The organism is Thaumasiovibrio clandestinus (genome assembly GCF_047250365.1).
In the GTDB taxonomy this organism is placed as follows: Bacteria; Pseudomonadota; Gammaproteobacteria; order Enterobacterales; family Vibrionaceae; genus Thaumasiovibrio.
In genome coordinates this window covers 14,513-34,032 of record NZ_JBLBVL010000002.1, presented here as the reverse complement: position 1 = coordinate 34,032, position 19,520 = coordinate 14,513, and the positions used below count along the sequence as shown (strand labels likewise).

The 19,520-nt window shown below is 45.5% G+C and carries 17 protein-coding genes; 14 read left to right on the top strand and 3 right to left on the bottom strand.

Annotation, left to right across the window (positions count from 1 at the left end):
• Positions 1 to 196: 196 nt before the first annotated feature.
• From zipA to ACKLNH_RS03115, 4 genes are all read left to right on the top strand, one after another.
• On the top strand, positions 197 to 1,087 hold the full coding sequence (gene zipA, locus ACKLNH_RS03130; RefSeq protein WP_413110796.1) for a cell division protein ZipA: 891 nt from the start codon (positions 197 to 199) through the stop codon (positions 1,085 to 1,087).
• A 100-nt stretch (positions 1,088 to 1,187) separates the two neighbouring features.
• On the top strand, positions 1,188 to 3,134 hold the full coding sequence (locus ACKLNH_RS03125) for a BRCT domain-containing protein (protein WP_413110795.1): 1,947 nt from the start codon (positions 1,188 to 1,190) through the stop codon (positions 3,132 to 3,134).
• A 565-nt stretch (positions 3,135 to 3,699) separates the two neighbouring features.
• Positions 3,700 to 4,692, top strand: a complete 993-nt coding sequence (locus tag ACKLNH_RS03120; RefSeq protein WP_413110794.1) for a porin — start codon at positions 3,700 to 3,702, stop codon at positions 4,690 to 4,692.
• 77 nt (positions 4,693 to 4,769) lie between these two features.
• Complete coding sequence (locus ACKLNH_RS03115) at positions 4,770 to 5,456, top strand: YccT family protein (RefSeq protein WP_413110793.1); 687 nt, start codon at positions 4,770 to 4,772, stop codon at positions 5,454 to 5,456.
• Positions 5,457 to 5,543: 87 nt separating this feature from the next.
• Here the strand turns inward: ACKLNH_RS03115 and ACKLNH_RS03110 are convergent, their stop codons facing one another.
• The gene (locus tag ACKLNH_RS03110) at positions 5,544 to 5,738 is read right to left on the bottom strand and encodes a hypothetical protein (protein WP_413110792.1); all 195 of its coding nucleotides are present in this window, start codon (positions 5,736 to 5,738) and stop codon (positions 5,544 to 5,546) included.
• 636 nt (positions 5,739 to 6,374) lie between these two features.
• On the opposite strand from ACKLNH_RS03110, the gene gltX reads away from it, so the two are divergent.
• Complete coding sequence (gene gltX, locus ACKLNH_RS03105; protein ID WP_413110791.1) at positions 6,375 to 7,799, top strand: glutamate--tRNA ligase; 1,425 nt, start codon at positions 6,375 to 6,377, stop codon at positions 7,797 to 7,799.
• An 88-nt stretch (positions 7,800 to 7,887) separates the two neighbouring features.
• Here gltX and ACKLNH_RS03100 read toward each other — a convergent pair whose 3' ends face one another.
• On the bottom strand, positions 7,888 to 9,075 hold the full coding sequence (locus tag ACKLNH_RS03100) for an MFS transporter (RefSeq protein WP_413110790.1): 1,188 nt from the start codon (positions 9,073 to 9,075) through the stop codon (positions 7,888 to 7,890).
• Between the two features lie 196 nt (positions 9,076 to 9,271).
• On the opposite strand from ACKLNH_RS03100, the gene ACKLNH_RS03095 reads away from it, so the two are divergent.
• Complete coding sequence (locus ACKLNH_RS03095; protein WP_413110789.1) at positions 9,272 to 9,547, top strand: nitrogenase-stabilizing/protective protein NifW; 276 nt, start codon at positions 9,272 to 9,274, stop codon at positions 9,545 to 9,547.
• A 31-nt stretch (positions 9,548 to 9,578) separates the two neighbouring features.
• Here ACKLNH_RS03095 and ACKLNH_RS03090 read toward each other — a convergent pair whose 3' ends face one another.
• Positions 9,579 to 9,794: a hypothetical protein gene (locus ACKLNH_RS03090; RefSeq protein WP_413110788.1), complete on the bottom strand. Its 216-nt coding sequence runs from the start codon at positions 9,792 to 9,794 to the stop codon at positions 9,579 to 9,581.
• 394 nt (positions 9,795 to 10,188) lie between these two features.
• Between ACKLNH_RS03090 and ACKLNH_RS03085 the strand changes: the two genes are divergently transcribed.
• The 8 genes from ACKLNH_RS03085 (at position 10,189) to ACKLNH_RS03050 (ending at position 19,361) form a co-directional block, all read left to right on the top strand.
• Entirely contained in the window at positions 10,189 to 12,603 is a 2,415-nt protein-coding gene (locus ACKLNH_RS03085) for a DMSO/selenate family reductase complex A subunit (RefSeq protein WP_413110787.1), read from the top strand.
• 4 nt (positions 12,604 to 12,607) lie between these two features.
• Positions 12,608 to 13,231, top strand: coding sequence for a DMSO/selenate family reductase complex B subunit (locus ACKLNH_RS03080; protein WP_413110785.1), 624 nt, complete (start codon positions 12,608 to 12,610; stop codon positions 13,229 to 13,231).
• A complete protein-coding gene (locus ACKLNH_RS03075) occupies positions 13,231 to 13,998 on the top strand; it encodes a dimethyl sulfoxide reductase anchor subunit family protein (RefSeq protein ID WP_413110784.1) in 768 nt (255 codons plus the stop codon). Before ACKLNH_RS03080 ends, ACKLNH_RS03075 begins: the two co-directional genes overlap by 1 nt.
• Positions 13,999 to 14,408: 410 nt before the next feature.
• Positions 14,409 to 16,832, top strand: a complete 2,424-nt coding sequence (locus ACKLNH_RS03070; protein ID WP_413110786.1) for a DMSO/selenate family reductase complex A subunit — start codon at positions 14,409 to 14,411, stop codon at positions 16,830 to 16,832.
• 4 nt (positions 16,833 to 16,836) lie between these two features.
• Complete coding sequence (locus ACKLNH_RS03065) at positions 16,837 to 17,460, top strand: DMSO/selenate family reductase complex B subunit (protein ID WP_413110785.1); 624 nt, start codon at positions 16,837 to 16,839, stop codon at positions 17,458 to 17,460.
• Positions 17,460 to 18,227, top strand: a complete 768-nt coding sequence (locus ACKLNH_RS03060; protein ID WP_413110784.1) for a dimethyl sulfoxide reductase anchor subunit family protein — start codon at positions 17,460 to 17,462, stop codon at positions 18,225 to 18,227. The genes ACKLNH_RS03065 and ACKLNH_RS03060 overlap by 1 nt, the downstream gene beginning before the upstream one ends.
• 46 nt (positions 18,228 to 18,273) lie before the next feature.
• On the top strand, positions 18,274 to 18,864 hold the full coding sequence (locus tag ACKLNH_RS03055) for a molecular chaperone TorD family protein (RefSeq protein ID WP_413110783.1): 591 nt from the start codon (positions 18,274 to 18,276) through the stop codon (positions 18,862 to 18,864).
• The gene (locus ACKLNH_RS03050) at positions 18,864 to 19,361 is read left to right on the top strand and encodes a 4Fe-4S binding protein (RefSeq protein ID WP_413110782.1); all 498 of its coding nucleotides are present in this window, start codon (positions 18,864 to 18,866) and stop codon (positions 19,359 to 19,361) included. The genes ACKLNH_RS03055 and ACKLNH_RS03050 overlap by 1 nt, the downstream gene beginning before the upstream one ends.
• Positions 19,362 to 19,520 lie beyond the last annotated feature (159 nt).

Sequence of the window (19,520 nt, the reverse complement as noted above, 5' to 3'; positions counted from 1 at the left end):
GAACGTATAAATAGATTTCAGTTCGAAGCGGTAAGATAGAGGTTCTACTGTTGGGCCGACTTTTGGTACAGTAAACGTTCTAGATTGACGCTAGTCTGTTAGGTGTGTTTGTCCGTTGAGGCATTTTAGTTTCACACCTACAATATTAAGCGACAAGATTGTCGCATCAGGGAAAACAACAGCAGAGATAAAAGTCATGCAGGAATTGCGTTTGGTTCTTATTATGGTTGGGGTATTGGCGATTGCTGCCCTTCTTATTCATGGATTGTGGACGAGTCGTAGAGATCAACCGGCCAAGTTCGGTGAAAAGCCACTACAAAAGGTACCCGAACGTGATACTGAAGGTTTTGATGATAATGGCATCGGGGCTGTTCGCGTTATTAAAGAAAAGGAAGAGCGTAAAGAGCCTGCTCTCTCTTTCTCTCAGCCATTAGAGAGTGATCCATTGCTTGATAGCGTAGTACCGACAACGTCAGATGTAGAAGTCAGTGATGAATTGCACTTTAGTGCCGCCGCTGACGAGCCTGCCTCCGCTGCCGTGGCTGCGAAGCAAGCTAATGGTGATGTAATGACCGAGACCATTATCGACGAGATGGCGTCGGTGACGACCAGTGAACCAAGCAGTCAACCAGTAGCTGCTGCAGTAGCAGATGTTGCTGATGTGGTTGAAGAGGCTGAGCCAGAAGTGATCGTTCTGAGTGTTCATGCCAATGATGGCGAAGTGTTTAAAGGTCAACGCTTAGTTAATGTGATGGAGCAATATGGTCTGCGCTTTGGCGATATGCACATATTCCACCGCCATATTGATGATACCGCCAGCTCGAAAGTTATTTTCAGTGTAGCGAATAGCGTTAAGCCTGGGGTATTTCACCGCGATAGTGATTTTGATACGCCGGGCATTTCATTTTTTATGACGTTACCGTGTTATGGTAATCCCGAACAGAATTTTAATATTATGTTGCAAACCGCTCAGCAAATCGCCGACGAAATGTCTGGGTTAGTGCTGGATGAGCAGCGCAATATGATAACGCCGCAAAAACTTGATGGTATACGTGAGAAAATAAAAGGCTATCTAGTCGCCCAGTAAAAGGGCATCCCACATTAATTAACAGGCTCCGATTGGAGCCTGATTTATTTCAAGAGTTTAGTGCCTAGGGCAGAACTAAAAAGACGAATTGGTAGTAATCATGACAGAATTTAAGTTTAGCAATGATCATCTCTCCACCATAAATGAACTCGATGTTGATCTTGACTTAAACCAGCTAGAGACAGCCATTAGAGAAAATGCGTTTTATGAGCTCGGTAATGAAGAGCAACTTGCATTGTTGCTTGTCGCTAATGCGTGTTATCGCTCTGGTTTTCCAGTGATCAGCGATTCGCAATATGATGAGTTCAGCAATAAATTTGCAGAGAATAATCCAAATCACCCGTTTGTTACTTCTGTTGAATCGGAGGTAATGAGCTTGGGTAAAACCGTATCCTTGCCTCAAAAAATGTTATCGACAGATAAAGCGTACACCAAGGACGAGATTGAAAAATGGCTTGATCGCATCCTTAAAGCAGCGAAATCTTTGCATATCGACAGCAAGGATATCAATATCCGAGTAACACCAAAGCTCGATGGATATGCAGCATTTGATGATGGAGAAAAGTTGTACACGAGGGGAGACGGTGTTAAAGGGCAGGATGTTTCTCGGGCGTTTGAACGCGGACTTAAAGTCGCGAATCGAGGCGAACGAGGGCTTGGAGCTGGCGAGATTGTTATTGATAAGAATTACTTTGAAGAAAAGCTAAGTCAGCATTTTGAAAATTCACGCAACATTCAAGCGGCCATTATTGCGGAAAAGAACGTTGATCTGCGCGTTCAACAGGCGATTAAAGACGGCGCTTGCGTCTTCTATCCGTTTAGCCTTATTGAAAACTGGACAGGCCACTATCAAGATTTGATGGCGAATTTCGAGCAGGTGATCGACCAAATTTGGAATGCCGTCTCGTTCGATGTCGATGGCGTGATCTTGGAAGCAACGGACGCCCGCATTAAAGAGCAAATGGGCGCGACAAGAAAGTTTCACCGTTGGCAAATCGCATTCAAAATAAACGAAGAGGCAGCGGAAGTCGAAGTTCTTAGCGTTACGCCACAAACCTCTCGAACAGGTAGGGTTTCACCGGTTGCTGAATTAGTCCCAACTAAAATCAGTGGCGCGACCATCAGCAGGGCGACAGTTCACCATTACAACATGGTTAAAGCCAATGGTGTTGGTAAGGGTGCAGTGCTTCAAATCGTCCGTAGTGGCTTGGTTATACCAAAGATCGAAAAAGTGCTCAAAAAGGCAGAGCCTCAAATACCCACTAATTGCCCGAGTTGCCAATCCCATTTGATTTGGGAATCCGATCATTTGATCTGCCCCAATAAGAGCGATTGTCCTGCCCAAACAGAGAATACGTTGATTCACTTCTTTAAAACCCTTGGCAACAACGATGGGTTTGGTCCGAAGGTGATTGAGAAGCTGAGCAGCTTTGGCATTAAGCATATCCATGAGATTTATGCTTTAGAAGAGCGCCATTTGCGAACATTTGGCTTTGGTGACAAAACATCAAAAAACTTATTTGACCAACTACAAATGAGCCGTGACGTTGAGATTGAAGATTGGCGTTTCCTATCAGCATTTGGCGTCAGCCGACTCGGCGGCGGCAACTGTGAAAAGCTCTTACAACACCATGCATTGGTCGAGCTCTTTGATCTTTCGGTTGATGATATTGTTAAACTCGATGGCTTTGCCCAACTGAGTGCAGAAGCCATTGTCGAAGGGCTGGCAAATATAAAAGATGAATTCTTTAAAGTTCATGCCCTTGGCTTCAATTTAAGTGTTACCGCACAAGCATCAGGGAGTGATGCCTCCTCCTCGCCTATTGCGGGTGCTGTTATCGTGTTTACTGGCACAATGGTTCAAGGCTCCCGTGGTGATATGGAAAAACAGGCCAAATCACTAGGGGCGAAAATCGGCAAATCTGTTACTGGCAAAACCACTTATCTCGTCGCTGGTGCAAAGGTGGGAGAAACAAAAATCAATAGCGCGAAAGAAAAAGGGGTTGAAGTGTTGTCAGAGCAAGAGTATTTAGACTTGATTCATTAAGGCAGGGATGAGCAGGCGCCCGCCGCATAGACCCAATTAAAAAAGAGCGAACGCAAGCAAACAAACGGCACGCAGAGCCGTTTGTTTGCTTAAAATATTCGCCAAGGATATTTTTTGGATAATATTAAGTTCGTTGTAAAGGTGTTTTCCGCATTGATATTGAGAGGGGCGCCTGATTAACGAGGCAAGCGTGTTAGTAAGCTTTGTTTTGATATTGATCACAATAACGTATTGTTTACAATTGTATCTAGTTGATTAAATTGTAATTTATTTGCAAGGGTCGAAATACTTTAACAAAATTCGATCTTGATCACTGAAGCGGCAAAAGTTTGCAGTGCCTCATATTTTTCACTACGCAAATAAAGTTCTGGTTGATGTTTTTTACTGCAAACGTAGTCTTAGAGCTGTCAGCGGATGTTAAGTTCCGCTCAAGAATAAAAATTTTAGAATTTGATGCGTAGTCATCGTAATACTGAAATTTTAAGGAGAGGACTTGTTGCCCACGGCGGCCAACCTTTTGGGAACAAGTCACTTAAAACAGCGAGTTAGTTCAGGAGTTATTTCCATGGAAAAAATGTTTAAACGTACACTTGTGGGTGCTGCTATCGCACTTGCAGCGGGTAGTGCAAATGCGGCAATCGATTTAGCCGGTGAAAACGTACAATTTTACGGTCAAGCTGCAGGCTTCATCCATTTGACTGGTCCAGAAGTTGGCGACAATGCAGCGCAAGCTGTCATAGAGTCACGTGTAGGTTTCCGTGGTCGTCACCAATATGATGATTTTGGTCCAGATTTTATCTGGCAAATCGAAGGTGGTGATGCGAACAATGGCGATAAAAGTGGCCAACTTGGTGCACGTGATACGTTCTTAGGTTTTGATTTTGACGGCGTAGGTTCATTCAAATATGGTCGTCAACTTGTTGCGGCATATAATTATGTTGACTGGCCACACTCAAACCCTGGTTTAGGTAACGTATTTGATTGGCACAATACGATTGATGCATCTTATGAAGATCGTGCTGACAACGTATTCCGCTTCGATTCTGCAAACTGGGGTGGTTTTGGTGTTCAAGCAACGTTGAGTGGCATGGGTAGTAACACTGATGCAATGATTGTAAGTGTTGCGGCTAACTATAATCACGAGAAGTTTAGCATCCATGGTGGTTTCTATAACCAAAGCGATTACACGAATGCTGACGGCATTAAAGATGGTGACATTTCTTACGCCATTATCGGTGGTAGCGTATACCTAGGTGATTTGACGCTAACCGCTGCATACAAGCCGATGAAAAACGATCTAACGAATAATGATCAAGATGCATACTCTGCAACTGCACAATACGTTATTGATGGTAAATACGTATTGAAAGCGGGCTACGCGGCAACTTCTGACTCTAAGCTAGGTTCTGGCGATGACTCTCAAGCATTGACTGCTCGTTTCGGTTACTTGTTACCAAGTACTTACCTGTTTGTCGATGTTCGTTCATACGACATGTTGGGTAGTGACGAGTCTGATGACGGTACTAACGTACTACTTGGTGCTGAGTACTACTTCTAATTGAGAAGTAAACCACTGCTTTAATTTCTATGGCGAGCATCACTATGTGGTGCTCGTTTTTTCGTAAGGACTTTAACATGAAAAGTAAGCTGAAAACGACACTGGCAGCGCTAGCAGTATTATCGGCGTTCACAGTAAATGCGGCGGTGGATGTAACGTTGCATCAGGATTTAGAATTGTTAGCGGTCAACGGCGAAGAGGTTGGCGTAACGTTGGTCTCAAAGCGCTCAGTATCGCTTGATAATGGTACAAATCAACTGGTTGTTAGAGTTTCAAAGTTGATCTCTTCCGGTGGTGAGTACACCAAATTACGTACAGATCCCGTCGTTGTGACCTTTGATACTGCAGATAAGGTATTACAGGTCGAGCCGACTCGAGTTATTACCCGTAATGCGCATTTGCAAGATTTCGATAAAGCGCCGAGTGTACTGATTAAAGAGGGTGAGTCAGTGTATACGGACTTTCATCAAGGTGTTCTTCCTCGAGGAACCAGTATGATTAGAGATATTGCCAAAGAGCTAGAGAATTATAATATAAAACAAGGCTTTATAGCTAATGAGCCAAAGCCATCTATCGCCATAAAACCGGCCATTGCTATAACAGCACAGTCGAAGAGTGTTCAGCCGGATTTCACGAATATACCTAAGAGTAACCCTTCAACTTCCGTAACTGATTTTACTGCGCCAATGCAGGCAATGTACTTGCAGATGACAGCAGAAGAAAGAAAAGCCTTCCTGTCTTGGGCTGTACAGAACGTTAACTAGCTCTGCCTGAGCCTAATCATTCTTTAACAATGCAGCATACCGCTTTTTACTGAAGCGGTGCTGCATTGCGCGGCAAGACCGTTATTATTATTTGATGGTGCCATTTTTTTGTTTACATACCATAGAAGGGGTGTAATCGACGCGACCATCAGGCAGGGTACAGTTCACCCATGGTCCCGCTTCAGATGCTGCGCGCGCGCCGCTACTATTGTCGGAACTCGCCAATGCTGTGGTAGACAAGCTGATAATCAGTGTAGCAAATAGTGCAATTAGACTTTTCATAACAACCTCTAAATAGTTATCCACACAATCCATTGCAACAATATCCGTTAGTGTTATCCCAAGATGCAATATTGTTTGCTTTGCATATTCAGGTATACACCTAGACACAAAGATAGATCAAAATATTTCATATAAATCATATTTTTTTAATTTAATTTTCTATGGTGAGTGTATATTTTAACTTTGCAAGATGTTGTTATTGCGAGGTATTTATTGTTGGCTTGTATCGCTATTCTTTTATTTATACTCGTTATTCGCGTTAAATTGATTACTTATTTTTAGAAAGATAGTAGGTTAATTTCTTAAATCTCATTGAGATAGATAGTTTAGTTTCCCTTAGTGCGGGTTTTGCCGTGTTATTTTTGTAAGTAAAATAAGCGCTATTAAAAAGAGCCAAAAAAAGGTGCGTTTTGTTGCAATGCAGTGCATTGAAATAGATAAAATATGTCAAGTTTAAGATTGGCTCGGATGAAATGAGGGCTGTAATGAGGTCTTTGGCACTGAGAAGTTTGTTTACTGGTGATGAAAATGGGGATTTGGTGATGGCGTTGATTTGTCGTTGGCAGCTTTGTACTTAACATCAAGGATGCTAAACTAGCGCCCTAGACTTAAACCGGTTTGTTATAGGCGAAAAGAATGACGGTTAAAACGCGTTTTGCACCAAGCCCTACTGGCTTCCTACACGTTGGTGGCGCACGTACTGCGCTGTACTCATGGTTATATGCAAAGAACCAAGGTGGTGAATTTGTTCTGCGTATCGAAGATACGGATTTAGAGCGTTCAACCCAAGAAGCGATTGATGCCATTTTGGAAGGCATGGAATGGCTAGGGCTTAACTGGGATGAAGGACCGTACTATCAGACCAAGCGTTTTGATCGTTACAATCAGTTGATTGATGGGCTGTTGGCGCAGGATAAAGCTTATAAGTGCTATTGCCCGAAAGAGATCTTAGACGAAGTTCGTGAAGAGCAGATGGCAGCGGGCGTGAAGCCGCGCTATGACGCAAATCACCCGAAAATTAAAGCGGCAAATGATGCTGCCACAGAAGATAGCCCAAGCGTTATTCGCTTCCGTAACCCGAAAGAAGGCACTGTTGTTTTTGACGATCAGGTGCGTGGACGTATCGAAATCTCGAACGGCGAGCTTGATGACCTGATCATTCGCCGTACAGATGGTAGCCCAACTTACAATTTCTGTGTGGTGGTTGATGATTGGGATATGGGGATCACCCATGTGGTACGTGGTGAAGATCATATCAACAACACGCCTCGTCAGATCAACATCTATGAAGCGTTAGGTGCCCCAGTACCAACATTTGCTCACTGTGCAATGATCCTTGGCGATGATGGTGCGAAGCTATCGAAACGCCATGGCGCGGTCAGTGTTATGCAGTATCGCGACGAAGGCTACCTGCCACAAGCCTTGTTGAACTACTTGGTTCGTCTTGGCTGGTCACATGGTGATCAGGAAGTCTTCTCTGCAGAAGAGATGATCAACCTGTTTAGCCTGACTTCTATTAGCAAATCAGCGTCTGCATTTAATACCGATAAGTTGTTGTGGTTGAACAACCATTATATTAAGACAGCAGATCCGGCGTATGTTGCACAATACCTGCAGTGGCACCTTGATCAAAAAGGCATTGATATTACTCAAGGCCCGGATATTAAAGAGGTGATTGCACTGGTGGGTGAGCGTTGTAACACCCTGATTGAGCTCGCAGAGCAGTCACGCTACTTCTATCAAGAGTATGATGAATTTGATGCTGGCGCGGCGAAGAAGCACTTACGCCCAGTGGCTAAAGCCGCTCTAGAGCTAGCGCAAGCGAAAGTCTCAGCACTGGCTAGCTGGGAAACAGAATCACTGCACAACGTCATTAAAGAGACCTGTGAAGAGCTTGAGCTTGGTATGGGTAAAGTTGGTATGCCTTTACGCGTGGCGGTAACTGGTTTGGGTCAATCACCTTCGGTTGATGCGGTTATGAAGCTGGTGGGTAAAGATCGTGTTGTTGCCCGCATTGGTAAAGCGCTCGACTTTATCGCGGCGCGAGAAGCACAAGCTTAATGCTGACGTTATAACGTATCATTGACAAAAAGGGAGCCTCGGCTCCCTTTTTTGTTGTTACTTGGTTGGTTTTGTTAGGTTGGTGACTTTATTGATCGCAGATTGTTTGCTCTCTTGCGCTCAAGTTGGAGAAGAACGCACAGCAAGCAGCGATAGTCGCCACGGTTAACAGCGGCGCAGTCCAACTATTGGTTAAGCTATATAGTAACCCGAGTAGACTCGGTCCGATGGCAGCAAATGCATAACCAAAGCTTTGCGCCATACCGGATAAAGCCGCGGCTTGCGCGGTCGTTTGCGTTCGTAAACCGACGAAGCTAAGCGCCATAATAAAGGTGGCACAGTTACAAAAACCAAACATAACGCACCACACCATCGCCAGAGACGGAAAGTAGAGCAGCCCTGTAATTGCCACGACGTTCATACTGGCAATCACGGTTACGAGTATCCGTTTATTACAACGCGCGAGGAAGGGGACAAGTACTAACCCTGGTAGCATGGTAGCAAACTGTAACGCGGCATAGAGCATACCGGCTTCTACTTCACTGTAGCCCGCATCGTTAAGTATTTTGGGCAACCAACCAGCAAATGAATAGAAGGTGAACGAATTCAACCCGAGAGCAAAGGTGACTTGCCACGCGATAGGGTTTGTTAGTAAATAGCGAGTTGAACGATGACTCGATTGACGATTAATACTGGCAGAGCGACTCTTTTTGAGCAACGGTATCCAGATAGAAAGTGCAATAACAGGAAACAGCAGATTAAACAGTAGCGCAATTTGCCACCCGTCCATTATATCGCTTTGGATAGTAGACAGCGGCACCATTAGCCCTGCTCCCAACGTCGACCCGATGCCCATCGTAAACGTATATAAGGCCGTTAACTGGCTTATCTTTGCTGGGAAATGCGTTTTGACCACAACAGGTAACAGTACATTGCCCAGTGCAATGCCAGCGCCCAACAATAAAGTACCGAGGTAGAGCGTAGGAATCGCGCCAGCCGAGCGTAAACCAATCCCCCCCGCAATGAACAGTAAGGCAAGAACCAAGCTACGTTCAGTACCTAAATGCTTAATGGCGTTTGCACCAAACGGTGATATTAGCGCGAATGCCAACAGCGGTAAGCCTGTAACAATACCCGCCGATGCCGTAGATAGGCTTAGTGAGGTGATAATTTGTTCAAGCAGTGGTGCAACACTGGTAAATGGGCCACGTAAATTCAGTGCGAGTGTCAGTATACCGGCCAGTGCCAGTGAGTATCCGAGCGATTTCTTTGTCATGGAAGGCGTGCTGTATTAGAGGTAGCAAGAAAGGCGCCAGCTTGACATACAGCACAAGAATAATCAATGAATCCAGTTACCTTTGCAATGACTCTCCTCCTGAATATTAGGCAGTAACGAAATAGTCGTTCGTTAAAAAAGGGGGGTATGTTACGGTGATACCATCCGTAAAAGTGTGGAGTTTTGTACGTTATACATGAGCCAAAAAGAGATACAGCAGAAGATCGCCAGTTTTACGTCAATAGAACAAGCATTAGAGTATTTTGATATCGACTTTGATCAGCGCTTTATTGATGAATATCGCACACCATTAATGAAGCGCTTTAACGGTTATCTATTGATCACCAAGCCCGATGATTGGTTTTCTGCTCGACGAGCGTTAAAGAATGCCTATTGCAAAGTTCAGCGTGGCCGTTTAGACCCTCACTCTCGTTCCGCTTGTCGTGGCTGCACTTCATGCCAGCGACGTTGATCTAAAGCCATCACGTCGGCTACTTTGCCACTTAATCCTTACCGATATTGTCGCCATCAATGCCCAGCGTGCGGAGATTTTCTCCTTGCGAGGTATTCTTGATAGCCGACCAGAGTTGCATCATGAAGCGTTGGTGTGCGTGTCCATTTTTAATGTAGCGAATATAAATTCCAGTCCAGCAAAGGCTGGTTATCACGATGGCGATAGTTAGTCCCATCCATTCTGTTGTTGTTAGAAGTGAAAACATAGTAGCGTCCTTTTTATAAGCCTTAACTTTTTTCGAGTATGAAAATAAAAGGGGTATTTTAAGCCATTTTCACTTTACGTTGTCAGCATTGTGCTGAAGCGTGAACTCACCCAGCTCTCTTCGGAGCGTATTTAGACCTGCCTCTCAATCATGGTTTGTGGCTTTTTAGTCCCATAGCGGCAGTTATGCACGTTGTGGCTTATTATTTCGCGATAGAATACTTATTCTATTTTATACTGGCTTTACTTCACATATTCATTACCTTACCGCTACAATAAATCCCTTACTATTGTTAAGGTTATCCATAAAGTCTAAAAAAACCGACAAAGCAGTAACATGTTAATGAGAATCGTTTCCATTTTGCTGTTTTGATTTTTATTTATGGGGAACCATTATGGTAAAACTACCGTTTCTTGATATAGAAACCACACGAAGAAAACTTCTGGGAGGCACCGCAACGCTGGGCGCGTTGGCGGCCACGACCTCTTCATTAGCTACGTTACCGTTTAGTAAAAAGGCCGCCGCTCAGACTGCACCATCACCTGTTGAGTTTAAGTACAGTGCTTGCTTAGTTAACTGTGGTTCACGCTGTGCTTTAAAGGTAAAAGTGCAAGACGATAGAATTTTGCAGGTTGAACCTGCCGATACCGATAATGATGCTGTGTTTGGTCAGCATCAGATCCGGCCTTGCTTGCGTGGACGCTCGAATAAATTCCGTGTCTATAATCCTGATCGCTTAAAATACCCGATGAAACGCGTGGGTAAACGCGGTGAAGGTAAATTCGAGCGTATTAGCTGGGAAGAAGCGACAAAAACCATTGCAGCAGAGCTTAAGCGGGTACATGAAACCTATGGTCCAGAATCGGTCTATAACCAGTACGGAACAGGGGCTTACTATCACACCCAGGGGCGTGAAGTTTGGCTTCGATTACTGGGCAAATCCGGTGGATACCTAAATTACTTTAATTCTTATTCAACGGCTCAAATTAATGGCATGACCCCGTTTACTTGGGGTAAATATGCCGGCTCGCACTTTACTGAAATTGAAGACTCTGATCTGGTGGTGTTATTTGGCTTAAACCTGTCAGAAACCCGTATGTCCGGAGGTGGTCAGGTAGAAGAGATGCGCCGCGCGTTAGAAAAATCGGGTGCGCGCGTTATCGTGATAGACCCACGCTATACCGACTCCTCTATCGTACAAGGCGCTGAGTGGTTAGCGATTAGACCGACGACAGATGCCGCGCTGGTGGCTGGCCTCATCCATACTATGGTAAAAGAAGATCTGTTAAATGAAGCGCAGATTGATAAGTATGCAATAGGCTTTACGCGCGATACGCTACCCAATAGCGCAAAACAGAACGGCAGTTATAAAGACTATGTTATGGGTACAGGCCCAGATGGCGTCGAAAAAACACCACAATGGGCGGCGAAGATCACCGGGATACCGGCAGAACGTATTTTACAGTTAGGCCGAGAGATTGGTCGAGCTAAAGCGTGTTTTATCTCGCAAGGATGGGGGCCGCAGCGTCACCACAATGGAGAGCATACGGTTCATGCTATTCAGTCATTAACGGTAATATCTGGTCACTTCGGTCGAGCGGGTACTAACACTGGAAACTGGCCTTATTCAACCAGATATGGCGTGCCATTGATACCCAAAGGTACGAACCCAGTAAAAACCGCAATTCCGGTGTTCTCATGGACAGATGCGATTGCCAACCCGGAAGTATTCACCCCTGAAACCCATGGTTTGAAAGGGGCGGAAACGTTGCAACATGGCATCAAGTTTATGATAAACCAAGCGGGCAATGTACTGGGTAATCAGCATGGAGACCTAAACCGTACTCGCGAGATATTGGCAGACGAAAACAAGTGTGAATTTATTGTGGTGATTGATAACCACATGACGCCAACCGCGAAGTATGCCGATATTTTATTACCCGAAACGACTTATTTAGAAGCAAACGATTTAGTCGATAATTCATATGCGTCGGGCTCTAACCATTTTATGATCTCGATGGAGAACGTGATCGAGCCGATGTGGGAGGTGCGCTCAACGTATGATATTTGTGCCGATATTGCTCGTCACCTTGGTATCGAACAAGACTTCACGGAAGGAAGAACGCAAGCACAATGGATTGAAAAGCATTATGCGGATATCCGCAAGAAGCGCCCTTATTTACCCGAGTTTAAAGAGGTAAAAAGTATTGGCGTAATTGACCAGCAACGTGCCAAGAAAGAAGACAGTATTGCATTTGCTGATTTCTACAACGATCCAATTGCTCACCCATTGAAGACCGCATCTGGCAAGTTTGAAATTTTTGCTACCAAGGTGCAGGAAAGAGTCGACACTTGGACCTTACCTGAAGGCGATAGAATGTCGGCCATCCCAGAGTACATTGCAGTACGCAACTCTCACATGGATCTGGCTACCAAGAAGGATTACCCGTTGCAAATGACTGGGTTCCATACCAAAGGGCATACTCACTCTAGCTACGCCAGTGTCGGCATTTTGGCAGAAGCGGTACCTGATGAGATTTGGATTAACCCCATCGATGCCCAAGCGCGTGGTATTGAGAATGGCGATATGGTGCATGTGTTTAATCAGTACGGCAAAGTACTGATCCCCGCAAAAGTGACAAACCGAGTACTACCGGATGTGACAGCGATGCCGCAAGGGGCATGGTCGGTGGTAAAAAATGGTGTCGATATTGGCGGCTGTATTAACAGTTTAACCAGTCAGTATTTTTCTCCGATTACAAAAGGGAACCCTCAACACACCAACCTAGTAGACATTAAGAAGGCGTAGATAAATGAAGCAATTAGGTTTTTATATTGACTCTTCTCGCTGCTCAGGTTGTAAGACTTGTCAGGTGAGTTGTAAAGATAAGAATAATATCGATGTAGGACGTAAATACCGCCGTGTGTATGAATATGGTGGTGGCGCGTGGACGTCTGATACGGATGGGGCATGGACACATCAAACCTTTGGTTATTACTTGTCTGTTGCATGTAACCACTGCGATGAACCAACCTGTGTTGCCGGTTGCCCAACCGGTGCGATGCACAAACGCGACGACAATGGCTTGGTGTTAGTGGATCAAGATAAGTGCATCGGTTGTAAATACTGCGCGATGCGTTGCCCTTATGGTGCGCCGCAATATGATGCAGACAAGAAAGTGATGTCGAAGTGTGATGGTTGCCTAGACCGCTTAGAGCAAGGGTTAAACCCCGTCTGTGTTGACTCATGTCCGCAACGTGCGATTGAGTTTGGTGAAATCGACAAACTACGAGAAAAATATGGTAACGAGCGTGATGTGGCGCCGCTGCCAGACTCAAGGCTAACCAGTCCAAACTTAATTGTGCGTACTCATCGTCATGCGGTGTCTAACCAGACATCGAGCGGTACGTTACAGAACCCTCAGGAGGTGAAGTGATGCACGAATTACCTTTAGTGATATTTACCGTACTGGCACAATCAGCCGTCGGTGTTGTTCTTTTCGCCACGCTAATGATGCTAGTTGGTCAGTTGGACAACTCAACATATGTTAAAGCATTGGTGGTAGCGTTAGTGTTGCTGATCATTGGTGGTGGGGCATCGATGTTCCACTTAGGGCAGCCATTAAGGGCCTTTAATGTTCTTGCTGGTGTGGGCCGCTCGCCGATGAGCAATGAGATTATGACCACGGTCCTGTTTGGTGGCCTGTTATTTGCGACGACGGTTTTTGCCTTTCGGCAGCAAGCGGAAGGTGCAACCAAAGCACTGAGCTTGGCGGCGTCCCTAGCAGGTATCGCGCTGCTGTTTGTGATCCCATCTATCTATACCATTGAATCTGTCGCTCAATGGAATACGCCCTACACCGTCATCCAGATGGTATTGACAGCATTAGCGGTCGGGTCGGTGATGATCGTTATGCTTGGCAATAACCACAAGGTCAGTTATGTGACCATGCTTATCTTGCTAGCAGGCATGACCATGATGCCAGGTTATCTCACTTACTTGGCGGCATCGTCTCCAGCTTTGCTTGAACAGAGCATGCAGTTTTGGGGACTAAAAGTCGGCTTAGCAGGGCTAGCTATTTTGAGCTTATCGCAAGTAAAAACAAGGGGTGTTGTACCGGCTTCTTTTGCTGCTGTGTTAGTACTCGCGTCTGAATTTGCGGGTCGCGTGGGATTCTTTGAGCTCTGGAATATGGGCATGTAGTTATTAATGGGGGGCTTTGCCCCCTTATCTTTTTAAGGTGTTGCTACCAGCTACCAGCTACCAGTTAACTTAGGGACGCTATTTTATTATTCACTGAATATCGAGGTGTGAGTTTTTTGCAACAACCTTATGTTAGTTCTTCTGTAGTATGCGCTGATAACATGTTAAGTGAATGACGGTGTATGTATTGATGCTGCGCCCTTGTTTTGATTTGTGTGAGCAAGTGTCACGAAATATGGATGGTTACTTTGCTTTGCTTGTGCTTAGTTCACATATTCATTACTGTGTGGTTACATGCAACCCCCCGCTATTGTTAAAGTTATCCATAAAGTCCAAATAATCTGACAAAACAGCATGGAATGATAATTACTCCTATTTGTTGTTTTGATTTTAATTTATGGGGAACCATTATGGTCAAACTACCGTTTCTTGATATAGAAACCACCCGAAGAAAGCTGCTGGGAGGCACCGCAACGCTGGGCGCGTTGGCGGCTACGACCTCTTCATTAGCTACGTTACCGTTTAGTAAAAAGGCTGCAGCTCAGACGGCACCATCGCCTGTTGAGTTTAAGTACAGTGCTTGTTTGGTCAACTGTGGCTCTAGATGCCCTTTGAAAGTAAGGGTTGAGAAGGGACGGATCATTCAGATTGAGCCTGTGGATGCTCAAGACGATGCAGTAATGGGCCAGCATCAGATCCGTCCTTGTATGCGCGGCCGCTCAAGTAAATTCCGTGTTTATAATCCAGATCGCTTAAAGTACCCGATGAAGCGCGTGGGTAAACGCGGTGAAGGTAAATTCGAGCGTATTAGCTGGGAAGAAGCCACACAAACCATTGCAACAGAGCTTAAGCGCGTACATGAAACCTATGGGCCAGAAGCGGTTTACAACGGCTTGGGCACAGGGGCGTATTATCACACTCAGGGGCGGGAGTGTATTAATCGTTTTCTCGCATCTGCTGGCGGCTATCTTCGCTTTCATAATACCTATTCAGATGCACAGGTGGGCTATGTTACCCCTTTCACTTATGGAACGCGGGCAGGCACGTATTTTAGTGAAATAGAAGATTCAGATCTGGTCGTATTGTTTGGTTTAAACCTGTCAGAAACCCGTATGTCTGGCGGCGGACAGGTAGAAGAGATGCGTCGAGCCTTGGAAAAGTCTGGTGCTAAAGTCATCATTATTGACCCAAGACAAACAGACTCTGCCATTGTCAGTGATGCTGAGTGGTTGCCGATTCGTCCGACAACAGATGCAGCGTTGATTGCAGGTCTCGTTCATACCATGATCGAAGAAAACCTCATTAATGAGGACGAGATTAATCGGTATGCACAAGGGTTTAATCGCGAATCGTTACCGCAAGGGGCAGCAGAGGACGCAAGCTATAAAGATTATGTCTTGGGTACAGGTCCTGACGCTATTGCAAAAACACCGCAGTGGGCAGCAAAGATAACCGGTATTCCGGCGAAGCGAATTGCGCAGTTAGCGCGTGAAATTACTGCTGCGAAGGCAGCGTTTATTTGCCCTGGTTGGGGTGTACAGCGCCATCACAATGGTGAGCAATCAGCACGTGCAATTCAGATTTTGCCGATTATTTCTGGCCAATTTGGCCGTGCTGGTACTAACTCAGGAAGTTGGGCTTTGGGTGGGTTCTATGGTGTTCCAAAGATGAACATGTTGGACAACCCAGTAAAAACCTCTATTCCTGTATTTCTATGGACTGAGGCGATCAACGCTCCCGAAAAATTCACCGACAAGACACATGGCTTAAAGGGCGCGACCCACCTTAAATACGGTATTAAAGCGCTGATAAACCAAGCAGGCAATGCATTAGCTAATCAGCACTCTGATCTCAATACCACCGCTAAAATCCTTAAAGATGAGTCTAAATGTGAATTTATCGTAGTGATTGATAATCATATGACGGCATCGGCGAAGTTTGCGGATATTTTATTGCCAGAAAACACTTATCTCGAAGCCAATGATTTGGTGGATAGCTCTTATGCCTCTGGCATTCATCACTACATGGTATCGATTGAGAATACAGTAGAGCCGATGTGGGAAGCGCGCAGTACGTATGACATTTTTGCTGATGTGGCTAAGCACTTGGGTGAAGATGTATACCGCACTTTTACCGAAGGAAAAACTCAAGCGCAGTGGGTCGAACAGCATTATCAGATGGTGCGCAAGAAGCGGCCCTATTTGCCCGCTAACTATGACGACGTCAAAGGTAAGGGACTACTTGATCCACAGGTTGTGCCAAAAGAAAAGCGGGTGGCATTTAGAGATTTTTATGCCGATCCGATTGCTAATCCACTGAAAACCCCATCAGGCAAGATAGAGATTTACTCAACACAGCTGCAAGATATGGCTGAAAATACCACTCTTCCAGAGGGGGATCGCATTACCCCAATTCCAGAATTTATTGCGGTTCCACGATCTCATATGGACAAAGACAGGTTTGCTAAATATCCACTGCAACTAACGGGTTTTCATACCAAAGGCCATACCCATTCAACGTATGCTAGCGTGGGTGTCAACCAAGAAGCGGTGCCTGATGAGATCTGGATTAACCCTATCAATGCTGAGCAGCGGGGCATTAAATCCGGTGATTTAGTTAGTGTGTTTAATGATATTGGTGAGGTATTGATACCCGCTAAGGTTACCAACCGTGTGATGCCAGATGTAACAGCGATGCCGCAAGGGGCATGGTCAGTGATTAAAAATGGTGTCGATATTGGTGGTTGTATAAATAGCCTTACCAGTCATAGCTGTTCACCGATAGCAAAAGGGAACCCTCAACACACCAACCTAGTAGACATTAAGAAGGCGTAGATAAATGAAGCAATTAGGTTTTTATATTGACTCTTCTCGCTGCTCAGGTTGTAAGACTTGTCAGGTGAGTTGTAAAGATAAGAATAATATCGATGTAGGACGTAAATACCGCCGTGTGTATGAATATGGTGGTGGCGCGTGGACATCTGATACGGATGGGGCATGGACACATCAAACCTTTGGTTATTACTTGTCTGTTGCATGTAACCACTGCGATGAACCAACCTGTGTTGCCGGTTGCCCAACCGGTGCGATGCACAAACGCGACGACAATGGCTTGGTGTTAGTGGATCAAGATAAGTGCATCGGTTGTAAATACTGCGCGATGCGTTGCCCTTATGGCGCACCACAGTATGATGCAGACAAGAAAGTGATGTCGAAGTGTGATGGTTGCCTAGACCGCTTAGAGCAAGGGTTAAACCCCGTCTGTGTTGATTCATGTCCGCAACGTGCGATTGAGTTTGGTGAAATCGACAAACTACGAGAAAAATATGGTAACGAGCGTGATGTGGCGCCGCTGCCAGACTCAAGGCTAACCAGTCCAAACTTAATTGTGCGTACTCATCGTCATGCGGTGTCTAACCAGACATCGAGCGGTACGTTACAGAACCCTCAGGAGGTGAAGTGATGCACGAATTACCTTTAGTGATATTTACCGTACTGGCACAATCAGCCGTCGGTGTTGTTCTTTTCGCCACGCTAATGATGCTAGTTGGTCAGTTGGACAACTCAACATATGTTAAAGCATTGGTGGTAGCGTTAGTGTTGCTGATCATTGGTGGTGGGGCATCGATGTTCCACTTAGGGCAGCCATTAAGGGCCTTTAATGTTCTTGCTGGTGTGGGCCGCTCGCCGATGAGCAATGAGATTATGACCACGGTCCTGTTTGGTGGCCTGTTATTTGCGACGACGGTTTTTGCCTTTCGGCAGCAAGCGGAAGGTGCAACCAAAGCACTGAGCTTGGCGGCGTCCCTAGCAGGTATCGCGCTGCTGTTTGTGATCCCATCTATCTATACCATTGAATCTGTCGCTCAATGGAATACGCCCTACACCGTCATCCAGATGGTATTGACAGCATTAGCGGTCGGGTCGGTGATGATCGTTATGCTTGGCAATAACCACAAGGTCAGTTATGTGACCATGCTTATCTTGCTAGCAGGCATGACCATGATGCCAGGTTATCTCACTTACTTGGCGGCATCGTCTCCAGCTTTGCTTGAACAGAGCATGCAGTTTTGGGGACTAAAAGTCGGCTTAGCAGGGCTAGCTATTTTGAGCTTATCGCAAGTAAAAACAAGGGGTGTTGTACCGGCTTCTTTTGCTGCTGTGTTAGTACTCGCGTCTGAATTTGCGGGTCGCGTGGGATTCTTTGAGCTCTGGAATATGGGCATGTAGTTATTAATGGGGGCTTTGTCCCCCATGCATTTTTAAGGTGTCGTTAATGAGAGATATGGCGTTGTTACCTCGTAGTTTAGGGACTCTATTTTATTATTCACCGGATGATGAGCGGGTGCAGGCACTATTGCCTGAATGGCGTCTTCTGATGGAGTCATACCAATGGGCAGAGAGTGAGCGCGCAGAGGTGCTGATTTCAGAGATGGAAGCCCAATTAGCAAGTTTGAATAAATACACCCATTCACGGTTGTTCGAAGGGCAGGGAGAAATGGTTGCGCCACCGTGGGGCTCGGTCTATCTCAATAAAGACAATATTGTGATGGGGGACAGTACTGCAGCATACTATTGTTTCTTAGACCGCATGGGGATTGATTTTCAAATACATAATCAACCACTCGATCAATTTGGGCTTATGTTGTTTGTTTTGGCACATTTAATGGAAGAGGGCGATACGGCAGGGACGGTAGAGCACCTTTCTATTCATCTACTACCTTGGTGCCAACGTTACTTGGCACTTCTTGGTCAAAATGAGGAAAGCCCGTTTTATGCGACATTGGCGCAGCTAACATCGTTATTTATTGCGCAAATACAATCTGAAATGAGCTTGGTGGTCGATCCCGTCCCCTTGTTTAAATAATGGCAACGTTTGACCCATCAAAAAGGGCATTGTTTCGGCGTATAACCGAGCTTAGTCAGGCAGACGAGGCCTCCTTGTTTGCTCGTCCGCCAAATGCGGCGGACGAGGTGACGTTCCTTAGCAAATGCAGTCAATGTGGCGACTGCATTAAGGCGTGCCCCAATAACGCCATTGCCTTTTTGCATGACTATCCGGTAGTGGGCGAACAATGCGACCGCTGTCATGGCAGTTATCCGTGTGTTCGTGCCTGCCGCTTAGGGGCACTGTCGAGTGGTAAGCTCAAGGCCACCATTGATTATCGCTGTAATCCCGCAGTGGCGTTTCATTGCCAGGGGTGTGTCGATGCCTGCCCTCAGGCAGCCATTACGTTAACCCCACGCCAACAGCCTTGTATCGACAACGACGTGTGCAATGGTTGTGGACAATGCGTTTCAAGTTGTGATTTTTTTGCCATTTCGCTGGTGGAGAATAACGCAGTAAATAACACCGAGTGCTGAGGTTCGCTTTATTTTGTTTAGACAGCGTTTTTATATGAAACGCTGTCTAAGGTCTTATTTGCACAGTTATTTATAATCGTTATTTGTGACGTGGTTAAATAAGAGTGCGTATTTGATGCTATAAATCACCCAGTGTTAATCCTTTTATACTACTGTGCT

Excerpts from the sequence above, each read along its gene's own strand:
- ACKLNH_RS03055 (WP_413110783.1), top strand. The coding sequence starts at position 18,274 with ATGAGAGATATGGCGTTGTTACCTCGTAGTTTAGGGACTCTATTTTAT.
- ACKLNH_RS03070 (WP_413110786.1), top strand. The coding sequence starts at position 14,409 with ATGGTCAAACTACCGTTTCTTGATATAGAAACCACCCGAAGAAAGCTG.
- ACKLNH_RS03075 (WP_413110784.1), top strand. The coding sequence starts at position 13,231 with ATGCACGAATTACCTTTAGTGATATTTACCGTACTGGCACAATCAGCC.
- ACKLNH_RS03120 (WP_413110794.1), top strand. The coding sequence starts at position 3,700 with ATGGAAAAAATGTTTAAACGTACACTTGTGGGTGCTGCTATCGCACTT.
- ACKLNH_RS03060 (WP_413110784.1), top strand. The coding sequence starts at position 17,460 with ATGCACGAATTACCTTTAGTGATATTTACCGTACTGGCACAATCAGCC.
- ACKLNH_RS03110 (WP_413110792.1), bottom strand. The coding sequence starts at position 5,738 with ATGAAAAGTCTAATTGCACTATTTGCTACACTGATTATCAGCTTGTCT.
- ACKLNH_RS03125 (WP_413110795.1), top strand. The coding sequence starts at position 1,188 with ATGACAGAATTTAAGTTTAGCAATGATCATCTCTCCACCATAAATGAA.
- ACKLNH_RS03065 (WP_413110785.1), top strand. The coding sequence starts at position 16,837 with ATGAAGCAATTAGGTTTTTATATTGACTCTTCTCGCTGCTCAGGTTGT.
- ACKLNH_RS03115 (WP_413110793.1), top strand. The coding sequence starts at position 4,770 with ATGAAAAGTAAGCTGAAAACGACACTGGCAGCGCTAGCAGTATTATCG.
- ACKLNH_RS03080 (WP_413110785.1), top strand. The coding sequence starts at position 12,608 with ATGAAGCAATTAGGTTTTTATATTGACTCTTCTCGCTGCTCAGGTTGT.
- ACKLNH_RS03050 (WP_413110782.1), top strand. The coding sequence starts at position 18,864 with ATGGCAACGTTTGACCCATCAAAAAGGGCATTGTTTCGGCGTATAACC.
- ACKLNH_RS03090 (WP_413110788.1), bottom strand. The coding sequence starts at position 9,794 with ATGTTTTCACTTCTAACAACAACAGAATGGATGGGACTAACTATCGCC.
- ACKLNH_RS03100 (WP_413110790.1), bottom strand. The coding sequence starts at position 9,075 with ATGACAAAGAAATCGCTCGGATACTCACTGGCACTGGCCGGTATACTG.
- gltX (WP_413110791.1), top strand. The coding sequence starts at position 6,375 with ATGACGGTTAAAACGCGTTTTGCACCAAGCCCTACTGGCTTCCTACAC.
- zipA (WP_413110796.1), top strand. The coding sequence starts at position 197 with ATGCAGGAATTGCGTTTGGTTCTTATTATGGTTGGGGTATTGGCGATT.
- ACKLNH_RS03095 (WP_413110789.1), top strand. The coding sequence starts at position 9,272 with ATGAGCCAAAAAGAGATACAGCAGAAGATCGCCAGTTTTACGTCAATA.
- ACKLNH_RS03085 (WP_413110787.1), top strand. The coding sequence starts at position 10,189 with ATGGTAAAACTACCGTTTCTTGATATAGAAACCACACGAAGAAAACTT.